This window comes from Paenibacillus hodogayensis (assembly GCF_039536325.1).
Classification (GTDB): Bacteria; Bacillota; Bacilli; order Paenibacillales; family NBRC-103111; genus Paenibacillus_AB; species Paenibacillus_AB hodogayensis.
This window is the reverse complement of record NZ_BAAAYO010000018.1, coordinates 137,139-163,352: the sequence shown is the minus strand read 5'-3', so window position 1 is coordinate 163,352 and position 26,214 is coordinate 137,139. Positions and strand designations below refer to the sequence as shown.

22 protein-coding genes are annotated in these 26,214 nt (G+C 53.2%); 19 read left to right on the top strand and 3 right to left on the bottom strand.

What is annotated here, in order from left to right:
* Window positions 1–44: 44 nt before the first annotated feature.
* The 9 genes from ABD796_RS32045 (at window position 45) to ABD796_RS32005 (ending at window position 9,089) form a co-directional block, all read left to right on the top strand.
* On the top strand, window positions 45–911 hold the full coding sequence (locus tag ABD796_RS32045) for a carbohydrate ABC transporter permease (protein ID WP_344916185.1): 867 nt from the start codon (window positions 45–47) through the stop codon (window positions 909–911).
* Window positions 912–978: 67 nt separating this feature from the next.
* A complete protein-coding gene (locus ABD796_RS32040) occupies window positions 979–2,484 on the top strand; it encodes an extracellular solute-binding protein (protein ID WP_344916183.1) in 1,506 nt (501 codons plus the stop codon).
* Between the two features lie 85 nt (window positions 2,485–2,569).
* Window positions 2,570–3,319, top strand: a complete 750-nt coding sequence (locus ABD796_RS32035; protein WP_344916181.1) for a LamG domain-containing protein — start codon at window positions 2,570–2,572, stop codon at window positions 3,317–3,319.
* A 159-nt stretch (window positions 3,320–3,478) separates the two neighbouring features.
* Window positions 3,479–4,318 (top strand): PPK2 family polyphosphate kinase, encoded by an 840-nt coding sequence (locus tag ABD796_RS32030; RefSeq protein ID WP_344916179.1) that lies wholly within the window; start codon window positions 3,479–3,481, stop codon window positions 4,316–4,318.
* A 412-nt stretch (window positions 4,319–4,730) separates the two neighbouring features.
* Complete coding sequence (locus ABD796_RS32025) at window positions 4,731–5,696, top strand: transporter substrate-binding domain-containing protein (protein ID WP_344916177.1); 966 nt, start codon at window positions 4,731–4,733, stop codon at window positions 5,694–5,696.
* 16 nt (window positions 5,697–5,712) lie between these two features.
* Window positions 5,713–6,369: an amino acid ABC transporter permease gene (locus tag ABD796_RS32020; RefSeq protein WP_344916175.1), complete on the top strand. Its 657-nt coding sequence runs from the start codon at window positions 5,713–5,715 to the stop codon at window positions 6,367–6,369.
* 31 nt (window positions 6,370–6,400) lie between these two features.
* Window positions 6,401–7,165 carry an amino acid ABC transporter ATP-binding protein gene (locus ABD796_RS32015; RefSeq protein WP_344916173.1) on the top strand — a complete coding sequence of 255 codons (765 nt, stop codon included), beginning with the start codon at window positions 6,401–6,403 and terminating at the stop codon, window positions 7,163–7,165.
* A 31-nt stretch (window positions 7,166–7,196) separates the two neighbouring features.
* Window positions 7,197–8,291: a thiohydantoin desulfurase gene (locus ABD796_RS32010; protein ID WP_344916171.1), complete on the top strand. Its 1,095-nt coding sequence runs from the start codon at window positions 7,197–7,199 to the stop codon at window positions 8,289–8,291.
* 57 nt (window positions 8,292–8,348) lie between these two features.
* Entirely contained in the window at window positions 8,349–9,089 is a 741-nt protein-coding gene (locus ABD796_RS32005) for an IclR family transcriptional regulator (protein ID WP_344916169.1), read from the top strand.
* Window positions 9,090–9,218: 129 nt separating this feature from the next.
* On the opposite strand, the gene ABD796_RS32000 is transcribed toward ABD796_RS32005, so the two are convergent.
* Entirely contained in the window at window positions 9,219–10,055 is an 837-nt protein-coding gene (locus ABD796_RS32000) for an AraC family transcriptional regulator (protein WP_344916167.1), read from the bottom strand.
* Window positions 10,056–10,240: 185 nt separating this feature from the next.
* On the opposite strand from ABD796_RS32000, the gene ABD796_RS31995 reads away from it, so the two are divergent.
* From ABD796_RS31995 to ABD796_RS31975, 5 genes are all read left to right on the top strand, one after another.
* Window positions 10,241–11,467, top strand: a complete 1,227-nt coding sequence (locus tag ABD796_RS31995) for a Gfo/Idh/MocA family protein (RefSeq protein WP_344916165.1) — start codon at window positions 10,241–10,243, stop codon at window positions 11,465–11,467.
* Window positions 11,464–12,336, top strand: coding sequence for a sugar phosphate isomerase/epimerase family protein (locus tag ABD796_RS31990; protein WP_344916163.1), 873 nt, complete (start codon window positions 11,464–11,466; stop codon window positions 12,334–12,336). The genes ABD796_RS31995 and ABD796_RS31990 overlap by 4 nt, the downstream gene beginning before the upstream one ends.
* 200 nt (window positions 12,337–12,536) lie before the next feature.
* Window positions 12,537–14,825 carry a DUF4838 domain-containing protein gene (locus ABD796_RS31985; RefSeq protein WP_344916162.1) on the top strand — a complete coding sequence of 763 codons (2,289 nt, stop codon included), beginning with the start codon at window positions 12,537–12,539 and terminating at the stop codon, window positions 14,823–14,825.
* 84 nt (window positions 14,826–14,909) lie between these two features.
* Window positions 14,910–16,247 carry an ABC transporter substrate-binding protein gene (locus tag ABD796_RS31980; RefSeq protein WP_344916160.1) on the top strand — a complete coding sequence of 446 codons (1,338 nt, stop codon included), beginning with the start codon at window positions 14,910–14,912 and terminating at the stop codon, window positions 16,245–16,247.
* 41 nt (window positions 16,248–16,288) lie between these two features.
* Window positions 16,289–17,776 (top strand): glycoside hydrolase family 88 protein, encoded by a 1,488-nt coding sequence (locus ABD796_RS31975; protein WP_344916158.1) that lies wholly within the window; start codon window positions 16,289–16,291, stop codon window positions 17,774–17,776.
* 58 nt (window positions 17,777–17,834) lie between these two features.
* On the opposite strand, the gene ABD796_RS31970 is transcribed toward ABD796_RS31975, so the two are convergent.
* On the bottom strand, window positions 17,835–18,734 hold the full coding sequence (locus tag ABD796_RS31970; RefSeq protein ID WP_344916156.1) for a helix-turn-helix transcriptional regulator: 900 nt from the start codon (window positions 18,732–18,734) through the stop codon (window positions 17,835–17,837).
* Between the two features lie 134 nt (window positions 18,735–18,868).
* On the opposite strand from ABD796_RS31970, the gene ABD796_RS31965 reads away from it, so the two are divergent.
* From ABD796_RS31965 to ABD796_RS31945, 5 genes are all read left to right on the top strand, one after another.
* A complete protein-coding gene (locus tag ABD796_RS31965) occupies window positions 18,869–20,707 on the top strand; it encodes a glycoside hydrolase family 127 protein (protein WP_344916154.1) in 1,839 nt (612 codons plus the stop codon).
* Between the two features lie 333 nt (window positions 20,708–21,040).
* A complete protein-coding gene (locus ABD796_RS31960; protein WP_344916152.1) occupies window positions 21,041–21,646 on the top strand; it encodes a histidine phosphatase family protein in 606 nt (201 codons plus the stop codon).
* 176 nt (window positions 21,647–21,822) lie between these two features.
* Window positions 21,823–23,124 carry an ankyrin repeat domain-containing protein gene (locus tag ABD796_RS31955; protein WP_344916149.1) on the top strand — a complete coding sequence of 434 codons (1,302 nt, stop codon included), beginning with the start codon at window positions 21,823–21,825 and terminating at the stop codon, window positions 23,122–23,124.
* A gap of 397 nt (window positions 23,125–23,521) precedes the next feature.
* Window positions 23,522–23,779: a hypothetical protein gene (locus tag ABD796_RS31950; RefSeq protein WP_344916147.1), complete on the top strand. Its 258-nt coding sequence runs from the start codon at window positions 23,522–23,524 to the stop codon at window positions 23,777–23,779.
* Window positions 23,776–24,159 (top strand): retropepsin-like aspartic protease, encoded by a 384-nt coding sequence (locus tag ABD796_RS31945; protein ID WP_344916145.1) that lies wholly within the window; start codon window positions 23,776–23,778, stop codon window positions 24,157–24,159. Before ABD796_RS31950 ends, ABD796_RS31945 begins: the two co-directional genes overlap by 4 nt.
* Window positions 24,160–24,511: 352 nt before the next feature.
* Here the strand turns inward: ABD796_RS31945 and ABD796_RS31940 are convergent, their stop codons facing one another.
* Window positions 24,512–25,663 (bottom strand): glycosyltransferase, encoded by a 1,152-nt coding sequence (locus tag ABD796_RS31940; protein ID WP_344916143.1) that lies wholly within the window; start codon window positions 25,661–25,663, stop codon window positions 24,512–24,514.
* Between the last annotated feature and the right edge of the window lie 551 nt (window positions 25,664–26,214).

Here is a 26,214-nt window from a genome sequence, read left to right as displayed (position 1 = left end):
AAGCTCTCTTTTCACCAAAATCTAACGAAAGGCGGTCGAGCGACATGATTCGAACGAAAGGGGAAACCGTCTTCGGCTACTTCAACGTGCTCATCCTGACACTGCTGTCGCTGACGATGATACTGCCGTTCGTCCACATCGCGGCCAAATCGTTCAGCAGCGAAGCCCACGTATTGGCCAAAGATATTTTGCTGTGGCCTCGCGGCTTCACGACGATTTCATACGAATACGTACTGTCCAATAAGCAGTTTTTCGCTTCCTTCGGCAACTCGGTGTTCATTACCGTCGTCGGGACAGCGATCAGCATGGCGCTGACCGTGCTGGCGGCTTATCCGCTGTCGCGCAAAGGGCTGCCGTATACGCGGTTTCTGATGCTGCTGTTCGTCATTACGATGTTTTTCAGCGGAGGACTGATTCCGACCTATCTGGTCGTCAAGGGGGTCGGGCTGCTCAACTCGTTGTGGGCGCTCATCTTGCCGGGCGCGCTGGCTCCGTTCAACCTCATTCTGATCCGCAACTTCTTCCTCGGCGTCCCCGACGCTCTGGAAGAATCGGCCCGGATGGACGGGGCTTCGAACTTCCGGATTTTGCTTTCCGTTTATTTGCCCCTATCCGTTCCGTCTTTGGCGACAGTCGGGATGTTCTACGCGGTGGGGTATTGGAATCAATTTTTTCAGGCGATGATGTACATTACGGACCGGAGCTTGATGCCGCTGCAAATGTTTCTGCTGCAGCTTGTCACCGACGAGAAATCGGCGGATATGGTCGTCAGTGACGTGTTCCGCGAAGTGACGCCGGAGACGGTGCGCGCCGCCGCCATTCTGTGCGCCGTACTGCCGATTTTGTTCGTTTATCCGTTTATCCAGCGATACTTCGTCAAAGGGGTTATGTTGGGCGCAGTGAAAGGGTAACGTGAATGCGTTTCCTTCACTCCGTTCTGCAAAACATAGATGCATGCATACTAAGGGAGGTTCCAAGATGAGATTGAAAAAGACGGCGTTTATCGGGTTATCGACGGTGATGCTTGCCGGAGTTGCCGCCGGGTGCGGAGACGGCGGGGGGAAGAACGGGCCGTCCGCCTCGGGCGGATCGAATGGCGCAGGTACGGTGAGCAACAAAAACATTACCCTCATGCGCTCGTACCATGCTTCCATGGAGCAGTTCAAGGGCGGCGACACGATCAACAGCAACAAGCTCGTGAACGTGCTCAAGCAGAAATCCGGCTTTAACGTCAAATACGAATCGCTGCCGAAGGACAACGCCGATCAAAAAGTATCGATTATTCTCGCATCGGGCGACGTACCGGACATTTTGTGGGTAAGCGGCAAGTCGAACTATTTCAAGCTGGCGCAGCAAGGGGCGTTCGAGCCGCTCGACGAGCTCATCAAAACGTACATCCCGAACATGGCGACGTACTTGCCGGCGGAAATTGCAGAGGCCGCCAAGCTGGATGGCAAGATGTACGGCATCCCGAACCGGGTGGCCCAGAAGGTGGGCAACGGGATTCTGGAGCGTTCGGACATTATGAAGGAGCTTGGGCTGAAAGATCCGGCCACGCTCGACGACATGTACACGACGCTGAAGACGATCAAGGAGAAGAAAAATATCGCTCCGCTGACCGGAACGGGTGGCAGTCCGGGTTCGTTCATGGGCTCGTTCCTCCCGTATGCGGCGGCATACGGCGTAGGCACCTCGACGGTTGTCCGCGACGGCAAGCTGGAGTTTTCGTGGGTGCAGCCGGAATACAAAGAGTTTCTGACGACGATGAGGAAATGGTATGCGGAAGGGCTGATCGATCAGGAGTTCGCCATCAACAAAGACGTCAAGGACAAGATCATCAACGGTACAGCAGCGTTCAGTTCCGTCTACTGGGCGGACGCGTACACGATCGACAATTCGATGAAGGAGAAGAAAAACGGCGGCACGCTGCAGTACATCGCTCCGATTACCGGCAAAAACGGCCAGTCCGGTTTTCAAGTGGAAGGCATTCCGAATGGCTACATTGTCATTCCGAAGCAGGCGAAGAACAAAGAAGGCGCAGCCGCTTACATCAATTACATTTTGAGCGCGGAAACCGACACGTTTTTGACGTACGGCATCGAGGGCGAGGATTACAAGGTAGAGAACGGCCAGCCCGTGCAGACGGCCGAGCAGAGCAACAACATCCCTTGGCGCACCTTGTACTTCTTCGGCGACACGGACCCGAGCTTCAACGCCCGGCTGAAAGCGAAAGGGTTCTTGCCGTATTACGAGCCGCTGCTCGCCTTCAAGCAAAATCGCGAAGAGACGGCGTACGCCCCGGCGATCGAAGCGTACGATACGAAATATACGGAGCTGCGCAACTACACCGAAGAGAACGCGCTCAAGTTCATTATGGGCAAGCGAGACCTCGGCGAATTCGATAAGTTCGTTCAAGAGTTTAACGCCAAAGGCGGCAAGGCGGCCATCGACGCGATGAACGTCTGGTTTACGAAAAAGAAGTAGGAATTTTCATCGCTTCCATCCTCCGTATGGTATAAAGTTATTGCATCGGCCTCATTCCATTATCGAAAATCGGAGGAACTCAGGTATGGATTATTACAAAACAGCAGAAGCGATCGCTGAACATCCGGCGCTCGTTTCGTTCTGGGACTTTCAAGAGACGGCAGGACAGTCAAGGCAGGCGCGAGGTCCTTACGCTTACATGCTGCAGGAACGGGAAGGTCCGATCGAGCGGGAAGAGGATGGGGTGTTCGGCCCGTACGCGGCGAAGCTCCGCTTTGGACAATGGTTTCAGTTGCCGCGCGCCGAGTGCCCGGCCCTTGATTTCCACGGCAAAGACGCCGCGCTCACCATCATCGCCTGGGTGAAAAGGGAACCGCGGCAAAACCGCGAATGCCAGGCCGTCGCCGGCATGTGGAACGAGACGGAGAAGAAGCGGCAGTACTGCCTGTTTCTCGATTTGCACATATGGGACAGCGGAGAGCAGGTGTGCGGCCATGTCTCTTCCGGCGGCGGACCGACGCCCGGTCACCCATGGTGCATGACGACGGCTATCGGCTCTACGCCGGTGTCGAAGGGCGATTGGCATGCGATCGCTTTTACGTATGACGGCACGTATGCCCGCACTTATTTGGACGGCAGGCTCGACGAGCGGCAAACGTACAATCCGTTTTTGTACGAGGAAGGCTTGTATGACGGAGGCGCGGAAGGGGCTGACTTTACCGTGGGCTCCGTGTACCGCTCCGGCACGATGGGCAACTTCTACGCCGGTTTGCTCGGCGGGTTGGCGGTGTTCGACCGGGCGCTTCGGGACGAGGAGCTTGCGGCGTTCGTTTGAGAGGTTGGTCCGTATATTCATATCAAACGAAAGGCATCTCTGCAGATGCCTTTTCGTCTTGCCCGGGCTGCTTCGTTTTTCGATAGAGAAGCGTATCTTATACTTGATAACGGGCTGAAAGTGATATAATAGGTAAAAAAGCGGGTGGAGGTTTTTTCCATGTTGAAATCGTATCGGCTGAACAAAGAAAAGGGGAAAGCTCTGGGCCGTTTCGATCCGAACGACACAGGCGGCTTCGCGAGCAAGGAAGACATCCAGGAAGAGTTTGAACACATGGAGCGAAATCTTCGCGAGCTGCAGGACAAGCTTTTTGCCTCCAAGACGAACGGCGTGCTCGTTTTGTTCCAAGGGATGGATTGCAGCGGTAAGGACGGCGTCATCAAGAAGGTGCTGTCCAATCTGAACCCGCAAGGCTTTCGAGCGGAGAGCTTTAAGAAGCCGACTCCCGAGGAATCTTCCCACGATTTCTTGTGGAGGAGCCATAAGGTTGTGTCGGCCAAAGGTTCTATTACGGCTTTTAACCGTTCGTATTACGAGGACGTATTGATTACCCGGGTGCATGGCACCATTGAGGACGATGAAGCGGAGTCGCGCCTGAGTCATATCCGGCATTTCGAGAAACTGCTTGCGGACAGCGGAGTGCTGCTAATCAAAATTTTTCTGCATATTTCTCCCGAATTTCAGCTGGAGAAAATCCGCGAACGGCTGAACGATCCGGAGAAGCTTTGGAAATTCGACCCGAGCGATCTCGAGGAGCGCCGTTATTGGGACCAATATGCCGCCGCCTACGAAGAGGTGTTCCGGCGAACGTCCGTTAAGCACAGCCCTTGGTATGTCGTTCCGGCCAATAACCGCTGGTTCCGCGACTATTTGGTGCTCCGGATTATTCTCCGTTCTATGGAAAAGCTGGACCTTGCTTATCCGAAGCCGGCTATCGATGTGCAGGCGCTGCTGAATGAGTACGGTCAAGAAGGCGAAAAAAACCCTACAAAATCGTAACAAGCAAAAGAATCATCCAAGCGGATGGTTCTTTTTTATTGATACAGGAAGCCGTGCTGAAGCGGAAGGGGAGATGAAATGTCGCGTGGCAGAAGAAGGGGCTTGGTTGACGGAAGGAGTAGTCCCGGCGGCATAACCCGGATCGCAGCGAAGTAAGATAGCATCCTGTTTGACGTTTATATGAATCGGCTCATACTCGAATACCGGGGTTCATGACGTTTCCATAACGGCATGAGCCTTTTTAATGATACTAAATATTAATATCATTAACTATTTTGTCAAAAACCTCGCGCAAAGTTGAAATCGCTTTAATCCTACTAATCATATAAAACCAATAAAAAATATCGGAATAGTTATTTACAATGCAAATAAATCGTGCTAAATTATAAAACAACAAATTAATTATCACATTGTGAAAATTAATTATCACATAAAATTTGGATTGGAGGCCCTTCAAGAGCAAGTTCGCTGCAGATATTCATTACAAACAAGGAAAAAGGAAAAGGTGATTATGCATATGAAAAAGTGGTCTCTTCCTCTCGTCTTTATTTTTGTTCTCCTGATGGTCAGCGCGTGCGGAACGGCGTCGAATAAAGGCACAGCCAGCCAACCCGACCCCGCCAAGACGGAAACGCCCAAAGACGATTCTAAGCAAAATAGTGATTCCGAAAATACGTTGGCTCAAATCAAAAAAGCCGGGAAAATCGTCATTGGCACCGGAGGCAATTACCGCCCATACAACTACATGGACAACAACAACCTGGTCGGTTACGACATTGATTGGGGAAATTTGATCGCTGAAGGATTAGGAGTTAAGGTCGAGTATGTAACGGGTGAAGCGTCAGGGCTGATCCCTGGATTGGTAGCCAAGAAATTCGATATCGTAATGGGCGGGATGAGCATCACGGAAGAACGGAAAAAAACGGTCGATTTTTCCGTCCCTTATTCCCAGGATGGCATTATAGCGGTCATCAAGAAAGGCTCGAACGCGGTAGACGACTTGACGAATATCGCGGGGAAAGTGGTTGGAGCTAACGCGGGCTCTTCGTTTGAAGCGGCGGTCAAAACCATCGGCGGCTATAAGGAATTGAAGTCTTACCCGGGCGCTCCTCAAAGCTTCACGGATTTGCTTGCCGGACGCCTTGACCTTGTTGCGATCGGAAAAATATCCGCTACGGATTACATCAAAAACTCCCCGTTCGGAAAAGACCTTGAAATCGTAGGAAAACCTTACGATACCAAAGGAGTAGGAGTCGTCATCCGCCAAAATAACCCGGAATTAAAGGCCGCAATCGACAAAGTCATTGAGGATAAGAAAAAAGACGGGACGTTCGATAAGCTGACGAACAAACACTTCGGTTTCACATTAGATAAGTAATAGAGGATGACGGCCCATGGACTGGACAATCGTTAAAAATATTTTCCCCGACCTCTTGCATGGGGCGGGCACCACGTTTCTAATTTCCATCTTATCGATTGTTTTAGGAACGCTGGCAGGCTTTTTGCTCAGTTTAATGCGGTTGTCTCATGTTAAAGCGTTAAAAGCGATTGCGTTTTTCTACACCTGGTTATTCCGTGGGCTGCCGCTGCTCGTCATCTTGTTTCTTGTGTATTATGCGGCGCCCTTTGGCCTAAAATTATCGGCTTTTTATGCGGGCTTGCTCGGGATGTCGCTGAACGCGGCCGCTTATAAAGCGGAAATCATTCGCTCCGGCCTGCTGGCCATTCCCAAAGGGCAAATCGAGGCGGCCGAAGCGGTCGGGATGAATCCTTGGCAAATGATGTGGCAAATTCGGATTCCCCAAACGACAAGAATCATCTTGCCTATCTATATTAGCAATTCGATCGCCCTGCTGAAAGGTTCGGCTCAACTGTCGGTCATTACGGTACCCGATTTAATGCTGCGGGCGCAAACCCATTACAGCAGCACCTATATGCCTCTGGAAACGCTGGGTACGGCTTCACTATTGTATCTGATTATGACAAGCGCCATGATGGCGGTTCAAGCATGGTCAGAGAAGAAGCTGAAAATCACGCAAAAGCTAACATGATGCAACTTTGCGAGCGAGAGGCGGGGAACCTGTGAACGTCATTGAATTGAAACAGATAAACAAGTCATACGGCAACCATCATGTACTGAAAGATGTGGATTTGAAAGTTTCAAAGGGTGAAGTCATTTCGATTATTGGGCCAAGCGGCGCAGGGAAAAGCACGTTGCTGCGATGCATCAATTTGTTGGAAGTGCCGACGTCGGGCGAAATTTTGCTTGAAGGGAAGAGAGTGCCCTATTCCGTGAATCGCGGAGGGCAGCTCACGCTTCTATCAAAATATCGGACAAGTCATTTCCGCAGCAAGGTAGGGATGGTTTTCCAGCATTTTCATTTATGGAATCATAAAACTGTACTGGAAAATATCATTGCAGGCCCTGTGACGGTCAAAAAAAAGAATAGGGCCGAGGCTGTAGAAAAGGCCCGATATTTATTGGAAATCGTTGGCCTGTCTGAAAAGGCGCATTCGATGCCAATCGAGTTATCTGGCGGCCAGCAGCAGAGAGTGGCCATTGCCCGAGCGCTCGCTATGGAGCCTTCGGCGATCTTGTTCGACGAACCGACTTCCGCATTGGACCCGGAAATGGTGAACGAGGTGCTGCAGATCATGACGAATTTGGCCAAAGAAGGCATGACCATGATTATTGTTACGCATGAGATGCGATTTGCCAGACAAGTATCGGACCGAATCGTGTTTATGGAAAACGGGGAAATCACCGCCCAAGGGACGCCGGATGTATTATTTGAAGGAAACGGTTCGGAGAGGTTTAACCAATTTCTAAGCAGTTTACAGCTATGAAGGAACAGAGACGAGAAGGGTGGATATCACTATGCGTGAATTGACGATAGAAGATGTGCGTGCAGCGGTAAAAGGCGGTTCGGTGTTCGCCTGCGGCGGAGGCGGCTGGGTCGATCACGGATTGGAAATTGGCGGAGCGGCGGTAGCGGTAGGACGGCCCAAACTCGTCCAGGTGGACGAGCTGCCGGACGATGCCATCATCATTACAGCCACTGCCATTGGCGCGCCCGCAGGAAGAGATTGGGAAATGATCGGTACGGATTATATTAAAGCGGTAAAACTGCTGATGGATAACTACGACGGGAAAGTCGTCGGGATCATGACCCCGCAAAACGGGATGTCCAGCACAATCAACGGCTGGCTACCGGCTGCGGCGCTTGACCTTGTCGTGGTCGATGCGACAGGCGATATTCGCGCTCATCCGACAGGGAAGTTCGGTACAATGGGAATGGCGGGACGAATCGATCATGAAACGATCCAGGTCGTCGTCGGCGGCAAACGAGCGACAGGTTCTTATTTGGAACTGGTCGTCAAAGGAACCACTGCGAAAACGTCGAGTGTTTTGCGCACGGCAGCCGATATGGCCGGCGGTTTCATTGCTGCGGCACGTTTGCCTTTGCCGGCAAGCTACGTCAAAAAGCACGCGGCCGTAGGCGGCGTATCGCTTGCAATCGAGTTAGGCAAGGCTATAATAGAAGTGGAAGAACAGGGAGCAGAAGCCATTATCCAAACGATATGCGATTTCACCAAAGGCGAGATTATCGGCAGCGGTAAAGTCATCAAGAAGGACGTCATCTATTCGGGCGGCTGGGACATCGGCACCATTGTTTTGGATGTGCAAGGGCTGCCTTTGACGCTTCATGTGATGAACGAATATATGGCGGTCGATGACTCGGAAGGAACCCGTTTATCCACATTTCCGGAAGTGATTACGACCCTTTCCACAAAAAGCGGCGAGCCTGTTAGCGTGGGGGATGTGCAAGAAGGAATGGAGCTGGCTGTTCTTCGGGTCAAAAAAGAGTATATCCCGCTTAGCTCGGGCGTCAAGGATCCGTCCGTTTATCCGGAGGTTGAACGAGCTTTGGGCGTATCTCTTGTGGAATATGCGTTTCAATCGCAAGAATAAGCGATAGGGACTTACTCATGGCGCTGTTGCATGGAGAAGCTTTGCTGAGGTGAGTAAATGAACGGAACGCAAGCACTAGGTAGAGCACTGGATATTTTATTCGTTTTGGCCGATGCGGATTCTACGCTGACCGTAAGCGAGATTGCCGATAAAGTATCGATCCCGGAAAGCAGTATTTATCGTTTTATTCAGACGCTGGAGCAGAACGGGATTGTCGAGCGGAAAGGAAAGGGCCAAATTACGCTGGGACTTCGAATCCTGGATTTGGCGCGGAGCCTGAGCAACCAAATCGACAAGCAGCTGCTGGTTATTGCCAGACCGATCATGGAGGAGCTTACCGAACAAACGAATGAGACGTCGGTTCTCTTCATCCGGTCCGGGACGAACGCAGTCTGTATTGAAAATGTAAAAAGCCATCAACTTATCCGTTTTTCCATCGATAACGGGAGGGTCGTTCCATTGTGTCAAGGGGCGACCGGGAAAACTATTCTTGCTTATGAAAATGCGAGTATTGTCAACCAGGTTGTCCAATCCATGGACGATCAGCGTATAAGTGATCATCTCGTACAGGAATTGCAGCAAATTAAGGAAGATGGCTTTAGCTTTACCAAAGGGGAATTTGACACCGATGCCTTTGCCATATCGGCTCCGATCCTGGATACGTATCAGCGGGTTGTGGCCAGTCTATCCGTTGTAGGCCCGATTTATCGGTTTACCCCAACGAAATTAGACGCGATGATTGAAAACACCCGGCTGGCGGCTCTAAAAATATCGAATAAATTGGGGAAGCCATCTTGAGTGGACCATTGGAATAATCGGATCGCCTCTAAAACCGAATAACAAATAAAGAGCCTTTCGATTCCACGGCCGGTGGAAGGAAAGGCTCTTTATTTGTATCGGGGGCTTACAGTCGTACTCGCGCTTGCGCTACGTCCGCTTGTCAAGCTCGCGGTACGAGGTCGGAGACACGCCGCTGTGATGCTTGAAAAATTTCGTGAAGTAATCCGGCAAGATCCCGACGCGGTCGGCAATTTCGTTCATGCTGAGATTGGTCGTGCGCAGCAGCGAGCAAGCGCGGTCGTAGCGCAGCTTGGCCATATATTGCATGGGCGAGAAGCCGGTCATCGATTTGAAGACCGAGATGAAGTATCGCGGGTGGAAATGGGCGAACTTCGCCAGATCTTCGACGGACAGCTTGTCCGACAGCCGCGCTCGCATATAGTCCAGCACCCGTGTAATGCTCTGAATGTCCCGATGGCCGGCGTCGTTGATGATCCGCGTAGGACTGTTGTCGATGACGTAGCACAACAGCTGCGCCAGCGTCGTCTTGGCGCGCAGAATCGAAGTCATTTCATAGCCGGTATACGTCTCGTTCAAAAGCCGGAAATGCTCCTCGATGAGGACGCGGTCGTCCACTTCGATGATGGGCGAGATGGAGAGCAGGTCGAACAGGCGATTGTCCCCGATGAAGGTTGTAAAATGGCAGTAATATTTGCCGAACACTTCCCCGTCATAGGAGGAAGCCGAAATGACCGAACCGGCGGGAAGAAGCACGAGTTGCCCGGCCGTGGGCACGAGGAGCGAACCGTCAAGCCAAATTTTGCATCTGCCGGATACGATGTAATACAGCATGTTGTATTCGAGCTTCAGATTGGAATGACTCCATTCCACCCCGAGCATCCGAAAGGAAGACCGCAGAATCGCGGTTTGGACATTGGCAAGATAACTGGAAAAATTCTGCTGCTGGGCTTGCGTATGCTGCATCCATCATCCCCCTCTCTGTTTGATTATACCTTGCTTTGCTCCGGCTGCGTATACCGGCGTCTCCGTCAGGGCGGGAATCTGAGTATTTTACGGATACCGCCTGATTGTTTTCCATTCCGCTTCCTGCCCGAATTTCTATAATGAAAAGAGTACGCCGAAACGAACGAGTTGAAGGAGCTTAGACGATGACCAAACGAGTCCGATTGGCTGTTGTCGGCGGGAATCGGGGATTTGCCTACTACAAGTCTTGCGACCTCTTGTCCGACCTAGTCGAGGTAAGCGCGATATGCGATCTGAATGAAGACGTTTTCTCCAAATGGAAGCGGCAGTACCCCGACATCCTTACGTTTACGAGTTTCGAGCGGCTGCTGGCGGACGACCGAATCGACGCCGTGCTGCTGGCCACCCCGATGGAGCTTCATGCGAGCCAGTCCGTTCAGGCAATGCGTGCCGGCAAACATGTCCTTTGTGAAGTTGCGTCCGCTCAGTCGGTCGACGAATGCTGGGAGCTTGTCCAGACGGTGGAGCAGACCGGTGCAGTGTACATGCTGGCGGAAAACTTTTGCTACACTCGCAAAAACTTGATGGTGCGGCATATGGCCGAGAGCGGCGTGTTTGGCGAGCTGACTCATGCGGAGTGCGGGTATATCCATGACGTGCGAACGGCTACTCATGGTCCCGAGGGCCAATTGAAATGGAGAGGGGAGATGATGCGCCAATTCAACGGCAACAACTACCCGACCCATTCGCTGGGCCCGGTCTCGCAATGGCTCGGCATCAATCGCGGCGATGCGTTCGATTATATGACCACGATCGTATCGAAGCCGGCGGCGCAAAGCGATTATTTCCGGGAGCTGTTCGGTTCGGACCATCCCGGAGCGAGCATGGGTTACTGGCAGCAGGGCGACTCCTGCCTGTCGCTCATCCGCACGAAGCAAGGCGCCGTCATCTATTTGCGCAACGACTTCTCGTCGCCGCGCCCGTTCAACTATTTGGCCTACGAGCTGCAAGGGACGAAAGGTGCGTTCGTATCCGGGCGCGATACCGTCGAAGAACCGCTCGTCTGGCTGGACGGCAGAGGACCCGGCAAATCGTACGAAGGCAACGTCGCATGGTCGAAGCTGTCGGACTATGAGTCGCTCTACGAGCACCCGTGGTGGCAAAACGAGACCGAGCGGGAACGCGCCGTACAGGCTGCCCGATTTGGCGATTACTTTGTGATGAAGGAGTTCGCGACCGCGATTCTGGAGCGGCGCCAGCCGGACTTCGACGTATACGACGCGGTGGCGGTCAGCTCGGTCATGCCGTTGTCGGCACAATCCGCAATACAGAACGGCGTTCCGGTTTCGTTCCCGAATTTCGCCAAAAACAAACCGTCCGCACAGATGCATAAGGAGAGGGAAATGGTATGAAGCTGGGAATCAGTCTGTACTGTCTAAAAGGAGCGATCGTCTCCAGCGAAATGACCGTTCTGGAGGCGATTGACTGGATCGCGGAAGCGGGCGCGACGCATGTCGAGATCATTCCGATCGGCTTCGACCTGCTGGAGCAGCCGGAGTTTGCCGATGCGATTCGGGATCGGGCGCTCCGGGCGGGGATCGAGGTATCGAACTACTGCGTCTCCGCCAATTTCGTGACGGCCGATGCGGAGGAAGTCGAGCATATGATCGAGCGCCTGAAACGGCATGTCGATGTGACGGCACGGCTAGGCGCGAAGCGGATGCGGCATGACGTCGCATCGCGGCCGATCGGCGACATTTCCGTCCGCAACTTTCGGCGCGATCTGCCCAAGCTGGCCGAAGCGTGCCGCGCCATTGCCGATTATGCGGCCGGATACGGCATTACGACGAGCGTCGAGAACCACGGTTACTACATGCAGGGCAGCGAACGCGTCCAGCAGTTGATCGATGAAGTGGACCGCGACAATTACCGCACGACGGTCGATATCGGCAATTTCTTGTGCGTCGACGAGCAGCCGCTAATCGCCGTTCAGCGAAACATCCGCCTGGCGTCGATGGTCCATCTGAAAGACTTCTATGTGCGCACGCCCGACAGAAGTCCCGGCCCATCGTGCCCGGGCTGGTTCCCGACGGCCGGCGGCAACCGGCTGCGCGGGGCGATCTTGGGGCAAGGCGACATCCCCATTCGAGACATCCTGCGAGTCGTCAAGGAGGCAGGCTACGACGGGTACATATCCCTCGAGTTCGAAGGAATCGAGGAATGCAAAAGCGCCACGATGCAAGGGTTTGAATACGCCAAGCGAGTATGGGGGGAAGTGTAGAGCGCGCCGCTGACGACGGTGTACCGTCGTCATGGGCGTCCTCCATACCATCATGAAGCGAATCAATCCTCGTTGGCGGCGGCTTCCCGGCACAATCGTCGAAACCATCGATGCAGAATGGAGGTGATGCTCCCGGGACGGGACTATTCCGCGGATGGAGAAGAGAGAGGCATACTACTACAATCACAGGAGGAGTAGGAATGCGCCGCATATCATTCGCTATCATTTTGTCTTTGATCTTGATCTTTACGACGCAGGGGGCTGCGTTTGCGACAACGTCTTCTGCAGAAGGGAAGGGAAAGCAGATCATGCTCGCCAACAACGGGAGCGCCAAGTACGGCATCTTCGTCCGTTCCGACGCCGGTGAGATGGTAAGGCATGCCGCGCAGGAGCTGACCGCCTACTTGACGCAAGTGACCGGAGCGCCGTTTCAACTGACCGAAGGTATAACTCCGCCGAACGGACCGGTGATCGTCGTCGGCAGAAGCGCGCTGACAGAGAGCCTTGTGCCGGAGCTGGCCGGTTCTTCGCTCGGGGAAGACGGTTTCGTCATCGGAGAGTCAGGGCGGTATCTCTTCATCGCCGGGAGTCATCCGCAGGGCACGATGTACGGCGTGAACTATTTTCTGGATACGTATGTCGGGGTCAAATGGTACTCGCCGACCTATACGTTCGTGCCGACGTTGCCCAAGCTGAAGGTGTGCGTCCATTACGACGTGCAGGTGCCGCGCTTCCAATACCGCGAAATGTACGTGAACGACGGCAATAATGAAGCGTATCGCGCCCATAACTTATTGAACGGAAAATACCGCGACCGGTATACGCAGGTTCCGCAGTCGGAGCCATGGCTGAACAGCTGGTCCCCGTATTGGCCGTATGACGTCCATAATTTCAAGCAGATCGTGCCGCAGACGAGCTATCACTTCGGCAATCAGCTGCTGGCGATGAATGAAAACGTTCGCAGTATCGCGGCCGCCAACTTGATCAGCCGCGTGACGCAGCAAGTATATGCTGGGAAGGATGCCTCTTACGGTTTCAGTCAGGAGGATACGACCTGGACCCCCGACCCGGACAGTCTGGCATTTGCCGCCCAGCACGGGGGTACGCTGGCCGCACCGATTATGGATATGGTCGGCGACATTGCAACGCGAGTCAAGGCGGCGATTCCGAATGCTCGCATCGGAACGCTCGCCTACATGTTTACCGAGGAAGCGCCCACGAATATGACGCTGCCGGACAACGTCGTCGTGACGCTTGCACCGATCTACAAAGATCACGGCCGCGCGCTGAATGATCCCAAAAACAGCTTTTCGAAGCAAAACGCGGAACGATGGGCGCAGCTATCCGATAATCTTCTTTTCTGGGACTATCTCGTCGACTTCTCGGGCGGTGGATATTTGATGCCGTATCCGAGCGTATACGCGATGGGGGAAACGATTCAATTTTTGGCGGATTTTCCAGCGTTCAAAGGATACTTTGGCGAACATATTGTAGGGACGACCGCTCCGATCAGCACCGGGCTGACCGACCTGCGCGCATGGGTGGGCGCCAAGCTGCTTTGGAACCCGAATCTGGATTACCGTGAGCTGATCGATGAGTTTGTGAACGGGTACTATGGAGAAGCAGCGCCGTATGTGAGCCAATATATAGAATTGCTCCATCAGGCGTTTGCGCAAAGTGAGGACAAATTGACGATTTCTACACCGATTACATCCTCGTTTCTTTCGTTTGATTTGATGCGTCAAATCGACGGCTTGTTTGTGCAGGCTGCCGCCGCGACTAGCGACCCGGTCTACTTGAATCATGTGCAGCGGACGCGCATCGAGGTGGATTACACGATCCTGATGCGGTATGTCGATTATATGATGGAGGCACAGAGACGAAATATAGTCTGGGACCCCGATTACGACAACCGGTACGCCCGATTCAAAACGTACACCGCGGATGTGGTCAACTACAAGAGCAAGGGGACGATGGCCGCACTGTACAAGCTGATCGATATTCGCCGGACTTTGCCGACGATACCGGCTTTCGTCAGCTCGCTGCCTTATTCCGATTGGCTGGACTTCCAGGACCATACGTTCCGGCTGTATGAGCCTGTAGGGACGACTCTCGTCAGCGATGCCAAAGCGTCCGACAAAGCCGCAGCCAAAGTGAAAGGAAGCACGAATCAATGGGCGATTCAATTGCCCGATACCGAGCTGCCGCGTGAAGGAAGATGGAACCTGTATGCCAGCGTTCGCATCGATCCCGGCACAGGTTCATCCGGAGTAGCTGCGATGAATTACGGCTTCTCGTCTGCCTCCGGCGGCGGACGGGCGTCGATCGACTACGGGCAGCTGGCGGATGGCGAATATCATTACCTTGCATTGCCGTGGGTCTACGAGTACAATCCCAATGAGTCAGGCCGTTACTATTGGTTTGCTCCGCCGAATTCTACGGCCATTCAAAATTTGTATGTCGACCGGATTATCGCCGTTAGGCAGTAAACGGTCTCCGGAAGAAACCGTACATCAAGCTGCAAACGCTGTCATTGAAGTCGAGTTGTCATTCAATAAAGGGGGAGAAGCACGATGAGACACAGAAAACATGTTTACTTGCTGGCGGGCTGCTTGCTGGCGCAGGCCGCGTTGGCGGGCTGCGGAGGGGGAACAAGCGGTAAGGAGGGAAGCGATCAGCCGGGCCAGGACGGGAAACCGGTCGTCTCCAACGATCCGGTCACGCTCTCCTTCAAGATGAACGTCGGGTCAATCACGTCCCAAGAAGGGTTTATGACGGTCTTCGGCGATAAAATCAAGGAAAAGTTCCCGCATGTGACGCCCGTCTTCGTTCCGGCGGACGTCACGCTCAAGACGATTCTCGAAACGGGTCAGCCGCTCGATATTTACTACGACTCGTTTGCCAATACGCCGACGAACCTGCTGCAAAACGGTCTTCAGTACGATTTGACCGGCTTGATAAAACAGTATAACTACGACGTGTCCCCGTTGGAGAAAACATCGGTGGACGCCCAGCGCCAGCTCGCGAACGGCGGGATGTACGGCCTGCCCGTGTCGATCGATTCCGTCGCGCTGCTGTACAACAAGGGTCTCTTCAATCAGTTCGGCCTTCCGTATCCGAAGGACAACATGACGATGGACGATTTGTACGAATTGACCCGCAAGATGAGCCGTGTTGTCGACGGCGTCAACTATTACGGCTTCGGAACGTCGCTCGGGTTCGTGCTGTCGCTCGATCCGCTTGCGCCGCAGTTCGTGGACCCGGCGAGCAACAAAGGAAGCTTCTCGTCCGAGACGTTCAAGCGACCGTTCCAGGCGCTGACCGGTCTGTTCCGCATCCCGAACAACGAATACGACAAGACGACGCTGGCGTACTCGGCTCAGCTGAAGATGTTCGGCGAACAGCGGCTCGCGATGCTGCTTGGTCCGAATGCGCTGGGGACGCGGTATTTCGCGGACAAGGACAAGACGCTGGACTGGGACTTGACCACTTATCCGACCTACAAGGAAGCGGCCAATACGGGACCGCAAAATGCGCCGGGCTACTTCTACGTGACGTCGAACAGCAAGCATAAGGAAGCGGCGTTCCAGGTGGCCGCCTACGTCACATCGCCCGAGTTCCAGAAGCATTTGGCGCGCAAAGGCTATGTGCCCGCCCTGCAAAAGCCGGAGATCGTCAGCGAGTTCGGCAAAGACATTCCGTTCCTGAAAGACAAGCATGTGCAGGCGTTGTTTACAGCGAATCCGGCGCCGATCGTAAAGCTGACCCCTTACCAAGCGATTGCATTGGCGGAAGCGCAGACCGCATTCAACGACATCCAGTTTGCCGGAAAAGACTTGAATACCGTTCTGCGTGAAGCGGATGAACGGATCAATCAGAAAATTGCCGCGGAGTTGGCCAAGAGCAAGTAGGGCGTTGTTAGGCAGCGGGAAGGGACGGGGGAACAGAACCGATGAAGCAAACCGATACGATCGTATATGAAACAGCGCGAGTGCTGGCAGCGCCCGATCTGCCGCTGCCGGAACATAAGCGGGTTCCGGCAGGCTGGTCGGCTGTCCCGATTGGACAGACGGGGCACGAATTGAAGCTGGCCTGGAGCGGCTTGCCCTTGCGGCCGCTTCTGGCCGCCCCGCAACGGAATGCGCGGCTGCGTATAAACGTTGCCGTCGAAATGCGGGAAGTGTTGTTTGTCGAGGCGTATTTGCTGGAGTCCGGCGAGCGGCTGGGCACGTTCGATATTCGCTATGCGTATGTGTTTCAGCCGTTCGAATTGCCGCTTCTTCCGCAGCAGGCCGAGGCGGCGCTCCGGCAAGGCGTCGGGCTGCGCATTCTGGAGACGGAGGCAACGCTATGGGTGTTCGACGGCTTGCAGGGCGACGGGGAGCGAAGCTTGTTTGCGCCGCATCTGATGATTGCGGAGGAAGGGCCGCCGCGCCCGATGGAGCAGTTCCTCAACCGAATGCTGTCGCTGGACAGTCTGCAGCCGTTCGGCTGGCTGGAAGGGTGCGTGCTGGACGGGTTGTACGCGCTGCGGCAGGCGACGGATGCGATCCGGGTCGAGCAAGCCATCGTCAGCCACTTGAGCCAATATGTGACGGAGGACGGCCAACTGCGTTACGAGGACCTGTACGGGGCACCTTCCGACGGTCGTTTCTCTGGCATCGAGAGCACGCTTCCCGTTGCCGTCATAGCGAAGCGGCAGCCGGATCATCCGCTTGTGAAGCAGCTGGTCGCCTATTGGGACGATCAACTGGTGGCGGACAAAGGGGTGCTTTCCGCAGAAAGTACCATTACGGCGGAAGGCGCTTATACGATGGCTTACCCGATGGCCGTTCTCGCCTCGCAGCTTCCGAGCAAGCCTTTGGCCCAGCTGGCGATCCGGCAGCTGCTGCTTCGCCGGCACATGCTGATCGACGGACGCCACTTGTACGGCCTCGTCTCGAATGGAGGACACAGACGCATTATGCGAAACTGGGCGCGCTCGTACACCTGGTATATGCTCGGATTCGTCCGAACCTGGATAGAGCTGCAGCGTTCCCCTTATGCGGCCGAACTGGCCGGCATGGAGGAGCTTACAGCCGAATTCCGGCGCATCGCCGACGTTGTCGTTTCATTGCGCGAGCCGGAAGGACTGTGGGCCTGCTTTCTCGGAGAGCCGGAGACCGGGATCGAGACGTCGGGATCGGCGGGGATCGCCGCCGCACTGGCGCTTGGCGCGCGGCATGGCCTGCTTGCGCCCGCTTCGCTGGATGTTGCACGACACGCGCTGCAAGCGTTGGAGACGTATGTGACGCCTGACGGCCTGCTGCACGGAGTGAGCCAGCACAATTGCGGAGGGCTCGTGCTGCAGCGCGGGGGATACCGGGTTTTGTCCCAGATGGGGATGGGTTTGCTGGCGCAGCTATACGCTGCCATCCATACGGAACCGGCTTCGTCTTGAATAGGAACAAGCCTCTCAAACCACAACGTGTGGGATGACAGGCTTGTTTTCTTTGTGTTTACTTCATAAACTTTTTGCGGAACTGGAGAGGGGTGATCCCTTCTTTGCGGGAGAAGCAGCGGGAGAAGTAAGCCGGCTGATGGAAGCCGACTTCCTCCGCGATCCGCATGACGGACAGCTCCGTTTTCATAAGCAGCAGCTTGGCTTGCTCCAGACGATACTGGATCAAGTAGTCGATCGGGGTATAGCCCGTTACCTTCTGCATGCAGCGCGAAATGTAATTGGGATGAAAATGCAGCGCCTCTCCCAGCATGGCGTTCGTCACCGGATTCCGGTAATTTTGCTTCAGGAACGCTTCCGCTTGCTCGGCCAGCCGTACGGCTTGCGTATCGCGAACGGTCTTTTGGCCCCGGTGCATATCCTTGACTAGCTCGAAAAAGATCGCTTGCTGCTGCCATAGCGCCGAAGATTGCGGCTGCCGCTCCGATAGCAAGAGCTGCTCGAGCGCGTCGAACGTTTTGCCGGGCGAGGGGAGCGTGCCATGTTTGGGAAGGACGATCGTGCTGGTGCGCTCCGACGGCAGGCCCGTTCGGGCGCGCTGCGTCTGCGGCGCGGGCGAGTCCATGGGCGATGGGTGAACGAGCGATTCGTCCGAGCTCTCCCGCCATTCGCTTGCAGGAAAGAAATGCAGCCAGTAAAAATGCGTCTCTTCGCCGCAAGGTTCGGTGGGGTAATGATGCAGGTCTGGCCGCAAAATAAGCGCTTGTCCGGCGCCGACGTCGTAACTGCGGCCTTCTTCGGCCATGCGGAGCACGCCGCTCTTCACAAGCAGCATATCGAATACGCCGAGCGCATACCGATCGGGATGCTCCTGGCCGGGCGCGTATCTATCCTTGCCGCCGATGAGATAGAACGGCATAGGAGGAGCGGTCATATAAAGCGCAGTCCCCGTTTCCATTTGCGTATGCCTCCCGGGAAAGTTTAAATCGTGCAAGCGAATAGTTAAGAAAAGGCGTATTTTGAAACAAATATAGCATATATGATGGAGGGGAAATAGAGTGAAATCCTACTATTCTTCAGAGGAGTGCTAGTATGGACATATCTGCCAATTCCCATCAAAAGCTTCAAGCCGTTCCGTTCAATCGGGTTTGGATCGACGATACGTTTTGGGCTTCCCGATTAAAAGCGTTGAAAGAAACGACGATTCTTGCTTGTCTGGAGCAATGCGAGCGAACCGGCCGAATCGCCAATTTCGCCAAGGCGGCCGGATTGGCCGAGGGGCCGTTCCAAGGTATCTTTTTCGACGATTCCGATGTATACAAGCTGCTGGAAGGGGCCTCGTATTCGCTCATGATTCACCCGGACCCGGAGCTTGAAGCGCAAACAGACCGAATTATCGACCTCATTGCCGCCGCGCAGGAAGAGGACGGGTATTTGTTTACTTACTATTCGCTCGTAACGCCGGAGCAGCGGTGGACGGATATGAACAAACACGAGATGTACTGCGGCGGCCATCTGATCGAAGCGGCGATCGCCTACAAGCAGGCCACGGGCAAGAGCAAGCTGCTGGACACCGCCTGCAAGCTGGCGGATCATTACGACAACGTATTCGGTCCCGGCAAAAGGCATTGGGTCGACGGGCACGAGGAAATCGAGCTTGCGCTTGTCGCCCTTTACCGCGAGACGGGCGAGGAGCGCTACTGGAAGCTGGCGCTTTGGCTGCTGGAGGAGAGAGGGCATGGCCACGGCAAGGGAGAAATATGGGACCGCGACGATATGGGGGCTGCGTACTGTCAAGACGACAAGCCGGTGAGCGAGCTGTCGGAAGTTAGCGGCCACGCCGTCCGCGCCATGTATTTGTATGCGGCGATGGCCGACGTGGCCGCAATGACCGGCGATAAGGCATATATGGACGCACTGGACCGGGTTTGGAGCAGTGTCGTCGAGCGCAATATGTATGTGACGGGCGGCATCGGTCAATCGAAGCACAATGAGGGCTTTACGCGCGACTATCATTTGCCGAACGAAACGGCTTACTGCGAAACATGCGCCGCTGTCGGCATGGTGCTATGGAATCATCGGATGAACCTGCTTCACGGACATAGCAAATACGCCGATATCGTGGAGCGGGCCATGTATAACGGCGCCGCTGCGGGCATCTCGCTCGAAGGGGATACCTTTTTCTACGTCAACCCGCTTGCGTCTCACGGAGACCATCATCGCGTGCCCTGGTTCGACTGCTCGTGCTGTCCGACTCAACTGTCCAGGTTCCTGCCTTCCGTAGGCCACTATATTTACTCGGTTGCGGATCGCGGCATCGTCGTCAATCAATATGTGCAGGGCGGTACGAAGGTAACAATGGCGGAAACAGATGTCAAGCTGGAGCAAAAAACGGCTTACCCTTACGACGGCGACGTTCAAATCAGCGTATGGCCGTCGGAGACGCGCCGCTTCGAGCTGCGTCTTCGCTATCCGGGCTGGTGCCGCGGCATGTCCGTACGCGTAAACGGCGAAGCGCTGGATGCGGGCGATTATGCGTTGGACAGCGGCTACTTGGTCGTCGAGAGAGCTTGGTGCGCGGGAGATCAGGTCGAGCTGCAAATGGAGATGCCGGTTAAGCGCGTCCGCAGCCGCAATGAAGTGGAGGATAATGCGGGCCGAATCGCTCTGGAGCGGGGACCGCTCGTCTATTGCGTCGAGAAGGCGGATAACGCCCATCTGCAATTCGACAGCTTGGTCGTGCCCGAGCATGCGCCGCTCGTATGCGTGCGATCCAGGGATTTCGGACCGCCTGTTACCGTGCTTCGGGGTGCTTGCCCGGAAGGGCGCACGTTTACCGCGATTCCATACTGCTTCTGGGATAATCGGGAGCCCGGCTTTATGCAGGTTTGGCTGCGGGAGAGACAGGAGGAAATGTTGTATAAGGGGTAAGAAAAGCAATCGCCGGACGCGGCGCACGATGAGCGGATTATAGAACAAATAATGCGATCGATCGATGGTATGCAACCCAAGCTTGATGCCGGAAAGTTCAACGTACATCCGGTTTACCCTGCAGCATCGGGGATGCGTTTCGTTTCTCTAATTGCTGAATCGCACCCTTCATACCTATGGCAGATTCCCCCTTGTGTTCAACGCAAGGGGGCTGCTTAATTTCTCAACCAACTGGCAGCATGTTGTAGCCTCGCAGTAGAAAAAAATGATACCTTTAAATTAGACATGTGTTAAATTAGATATATATAAAATTAGTAAAAAGGAGATTGTTCAATGAGTTCAACATTCTTTCTCGTGAGGCATGCCATAAAAGAAAAAGCGATTGGTGATGTTTCCATTACCACAGAAGGTAACTTACAAGCACAATTGACGGCTCGATGGTTTTGTAACTTGCAAATTGCAGCCATTGTTACGAGTCCCCTTAAAAGAGCCAAAGAAACGGCCGAACCTATCGCAATAAAAACGAATGCAACCGTTTCAGAGGATAGTCGTTTACGCGAACGCGCTAACTGGGGAGATCTGCCTGAACAAACATTTGAAGAATTTATAGACATGTGGCAGCGGTGTACGCGCGATCCTGAGTATATACCGCCCGTTGGTGATTCTGCGAAGCAGGCAGGCGAGCGCTTATGTTCTTTATTACTGGAATTGTCCAAAAACCATCCGACTGGCAGTAACATTGTATTGGTAACTCATGGTGGATTAATAACCGATTTTTTGGTTCAATCATTCTCTGAAGACCAACTAAACGTTTGGCACCCTAATTTTGTGGCGGTACAGAGCAATCTGGTCCCGGAATGTTCGATAACACGATTATCATATGTATCCGGACATTTCGAATTAGGTTCATTCGCATCTGTAGAGCACTTAAAGCCCTAAATGCAGCTAGTGCTACCCTAACGAAAACATTACAGAATGGCCTTTCCACTCGCCGCTACAGATAGCGCAGAGGATCAGTAGCATTTATAATAGGAATACAAGCCTAGCAAGATATGCCAAGATACGCCGCAGCTAAATGGAGGCAAGCTCTAGAGCAATGGAGGAGTGATAAGGTCATGACCGAAACGAACAACAATTCGAACATTTCAATGAATGAACCGGACACCAAAGCCATCGAGCAATTCCAACAGGCGGTGAACGGCAACGACGCAGAAGCGGTAGAGCTTTTGCTGCAAAGCCATCCGTCGCTTGCGGCGCAAATCGACGAACCATGGTTTGTTTTCGATACGCCGGCGATTGTCATTGCTGCGAATAGAGGAAGTCGCGAGATGGTGGACGTGCTGTTGCGGTACGGGGCGGACATCCATGTCAAAAGCAGCTGGTGGGCGGGAGGATTTGGCGTTCTGCATCATGACCATCACGATTTGTCCCGCTATCTGATCGAAAGGGGAGCTCACGTTGATCCGCATGCTGCGGCGGCATTGGGAATGCTGGATGTTCTGCGAAGGATGGTCGAGGAGGAGCCGGACATAGTCAACCAGCGCGGTCCGGATGGGCAGGTTCCTCTGCATTTCGCCACTTCGCCGGAGGTCGTCGATTTCCTGCTAGATCATGGGGCTCACATCGATACGAGAGATATAGACCATAACAGTACGCCGGCGCAATATGCCGTAAATGATCCGGACAAATGCAGACATTTGATCAAACGCGGCGCCCGGACGGATATCTTCATGGCATGTAAACTGGGGGATCTCGAACTTGTCCGCACCATTCTGAAGGAGAACCCGAAGGCTCTCCAAGCCGAGGTGGGAGAAGGGGACTTTACCGCCGCCGGAGAGCACATTTACGCCTACCATATCGGCTCGGGCGCAAAACCTCTTTTCCTTGCGGATCGGTTGGGGCATGCAGCTATCACGGAACTGATGCTGTCGTACAGTTCCGTTGAGCAGAAGCTGCTGCTTGCTTCTATGAGGGCCGACACAGAAACGGTCCGCCGCCTCTTGCGGGAGCATCCCGGTATCGTCCAAGCCCTTCAGCCGGAAGATCAAAGCGTCTTAGCGGATGCGGCTGGAGAGCATCGGGCAGAGGCTGTGCGGCTTATGCTGGAGATCGGTATTCCCGCAGATGCACGCCGCAACGATCGGGCGATGACCGCACTTCATCGCGCCGCGGTGCAAGGCGACGCTGCAATCGTCCGCTTGTTGTTGGAGCATGGGGCGTCCGTGGATATTCTGAATGAATTCGGCGGGACTCCTCTGAACAGCTGCATCTGGGGATCGCTTCACATTCAAAATCCGGGTGGGGATTACGCTGCGGTTGCAGAGAGCCTTATCCAAGCAGGAACGAAGCTTCCCCAGCAAGCAACGGGGAGCGAGAGCGTGAAGAAGGTGCTGATACGGCATGGAGCGTCCATGTGAGCCGGACTGCTGCACTGGTGAGCGGTTGCTGAGGATGCACGGAGGGGAGAAGTTAGCTTGTCTGCAAGAATAGACGGCTTCATCAGATGAATTTGAAGCAGACGGTCGACGTATGGGATCGCGGTCAAGGAATTTCGGAGTCGGAGATCCGGCATATTTTCGACCGCTTGTACACCGTACGTGCCTCCAGGAACATGTAGCAGCAAGGGAACGGACTGAATCCTACGATACGTGACGCGAAGCGCGTTGATGCTTCGGCAGAATGTGATTTTTCCCTGATTACAAAAGTGAATAGTTACTTCCGAAGAGTCATTCGATTGTCACACCGAACCACGTGTATTTTTCTGGATAGGCTCTTATGCTATAATCAAGATAGCTAAATTTGGGGGTGGCAAGGATGAAATGGGAAGAGGCTCGAGAACAGTTTCCTAATGAATGGGTTGTCTGCGAGGCGTTAAAGTCTCGTTCGGAGGGAGGGTACTGGCTCGTTGACGAGGTGGCTGTCATTGATCGTTTTGATGATTCCTCCGTTGCCATGAAGCGCTATTATGAATTGCATCGGGCTCATCCATATCGGGAATACGGCTTCTTTCATACATCTCGCGAAAAGCTGGAGCTTCGGGAGAAATGGGCAGGGGTTCGAGGACCCCGATGAACATAGACGTAAGGAATGGACTCCCCTTTATAGAAGTAACGATTTGTTATCGAGGCGAAGAACTTCATCTGAAGAATGTGTTGCTCGACACGGGATCGGCCGGAACCATTTTCAGCGCGGATGCGGTGGACGTCATAGGGGTTAAAGTAGAACCTGGCGATTTTCTGAACAAGATCAGGGGCGTAGGTGGAGTAGAGGTTGTATATTCCAAGCATTTTGATTTTGTGAAGGTAGGAGAGACTGCGTTGTCTGCATTTGAAGTAGAAATTGGAGACATGCATTACGGAATGGAAATAAACGGTATACTTGGGTTTGATTATATCCGTCCAGCTGGGCTGGTCATTGATTCGAAGGAACTGACCGTACTGGCTAAAGATTAGATTTGTACCTTATCAAGAATCCGGGCATCCCGCGGCGACAATTTGTGAATTTGCCATGCCACGCTTCGCCTCCATACAAACGAAAGGACACCCGCAGGGGTGTCTTTTAGTCTGTAAAGAAAGGTGAACCCCTCTAAGGGGGGCGATCGTGCGGACCGTAGCGAAGCGGAGAGAGCAGGCAATCGAAATCTGCCGCTGCGATCTGCATCGGCGAGTCGGCAACGGGAGCAAGCTCAATCGAATTGTCGATACTTACCATGCAACGAAGGCATATAACAAATAGGTCTCGGGTCATCTCTTGCATATCATCGGGACAAATGCGATACGAGTTGCACGTTGAAAACGAATAATGTTACTCTACCAGCTTTTCAGACTTCAGCACCATTTCTCGTAAAACGTGAGCGACTCGACTTTTCCTGTTCATTGATTCTTTTTTAATCTTTTGCAATGTTTTTTTGTAGGCTGGGGTATTGTTGGGTTGAAAGAACTGTTTGGCTGCCATTCTTAGTGTTCTCCTCAACAACAGTGCTGACGGACGTGTTAACTTAGAACGGATTCCCCTGCGCAATACCCGCAGCGTATTTTTGTAAGTCTCCAAATCCTCGGATGGGGGTACAAGGGCAAATAAATTTAAGGAGGAGTCATTGAACCCGTAGGTTTCAAACATGATTTTCAGATTTTCAGTATTTAAGACTTCCCCTCTTAAGTAGGTTGGATGTTCCTGGTGATAGCCGACAACCTCTTTGATGCAATAAAAAGGGATCTTCAATCGATGCAGCCTATAGCCAAGGTCCCAGTCTTCGAGTCCATAGAGTACAAACCGTTCATTGAAACCTCTAATACGAGTCAAATGGCTGCGTCTCATTGATACACAACGAGTAACTAATAACATCCAGGGAGCTACATCCGTTGAGGCAAATTGCTTTTTGATATTGGGGGGAACTCTTGAGGGGAAAGCAACTTTTGACAATGCATCTGTTTGGCGAAGGATATCTTCTGGCGTAATTAGCGGAATAATATCATTCGCTGTATCAAAGTCTGCCCTCCATACGTTGGATTGTGTAAGTGTGCTACGAAAATGTTCTTTTTCCTCAGGGGAAAACCCAGGGTAATAATGGGTATAAGCATTATCCCATGAGTAAGGAAAGCCTGAAAGCACCGCTTTGGGATATTTGCGGTGATAACGGCTCACAATGCTAATGAACTCAGGCAGCACCAAAAAGTCAGCATCGCAGAAGATGATGTACAGCCCTCTCGCTTGGCGCAGCCCCAAATTTCTAACGGCAGATCGACCGCGTTGTTCCGGATGGAATACATAGATAAGAGGGTAGGATGCTTGGAAGCCTTCAACCATTTCCTTCGTTCCATCTGTAGAACCGTCATCAGCTACAATCACTTCGAACAGTTGCTTCTGATAAGTTTGGGTTTCAAAGGATGCGAGTGTGAGCAACAGCTGCGGGGCTCGATTATAGGTTGGAATGACGATGCTGTAGCGGATAGCCAATGTAATTTCCCCCCACCCATTTTTTTATAATAACAACATATTCCATGACGTTAGTGGTGTGGTCTAGTCAAACACCCTTTTAGGTTCGAAATGGGCTTGGTCTGGACCCATGATGACGTTGACTGTAGCGCGGGAGAGAAGGTCGTTGGAAGGAAGGCTGCTTTGTACGATATTTCATACAGGAAACGGTCTTTTCCAGGCGATGACGAGTGTTTTATATGAAATACCGTATAAATTTTCGCTTTTTAAATGCCGCGTCTTGCTTTTTGTACGACTTTTCGCACAACAGGCATGAATTGGAATTGCTTTGGAGACAACTTGTGTGAAGAATCGTACAAATCTCCTCATCCTTTATAAGGACGTTAGAGGCTCTCTGGACCTTCCCATCACGTCGAGCACTGATTTTGAGGAAGAGCCGCAACGCGATGAGAAGAAATAAAATTCTCATCGCTTTTTGTATAGGCTTTGAAAGTTTGTTGTTGATATTTGATTTAAGCAAAACCACCATTGTTGTCCAGTTTAATGTTTGGTTTTTTACATAAAGACTAAAT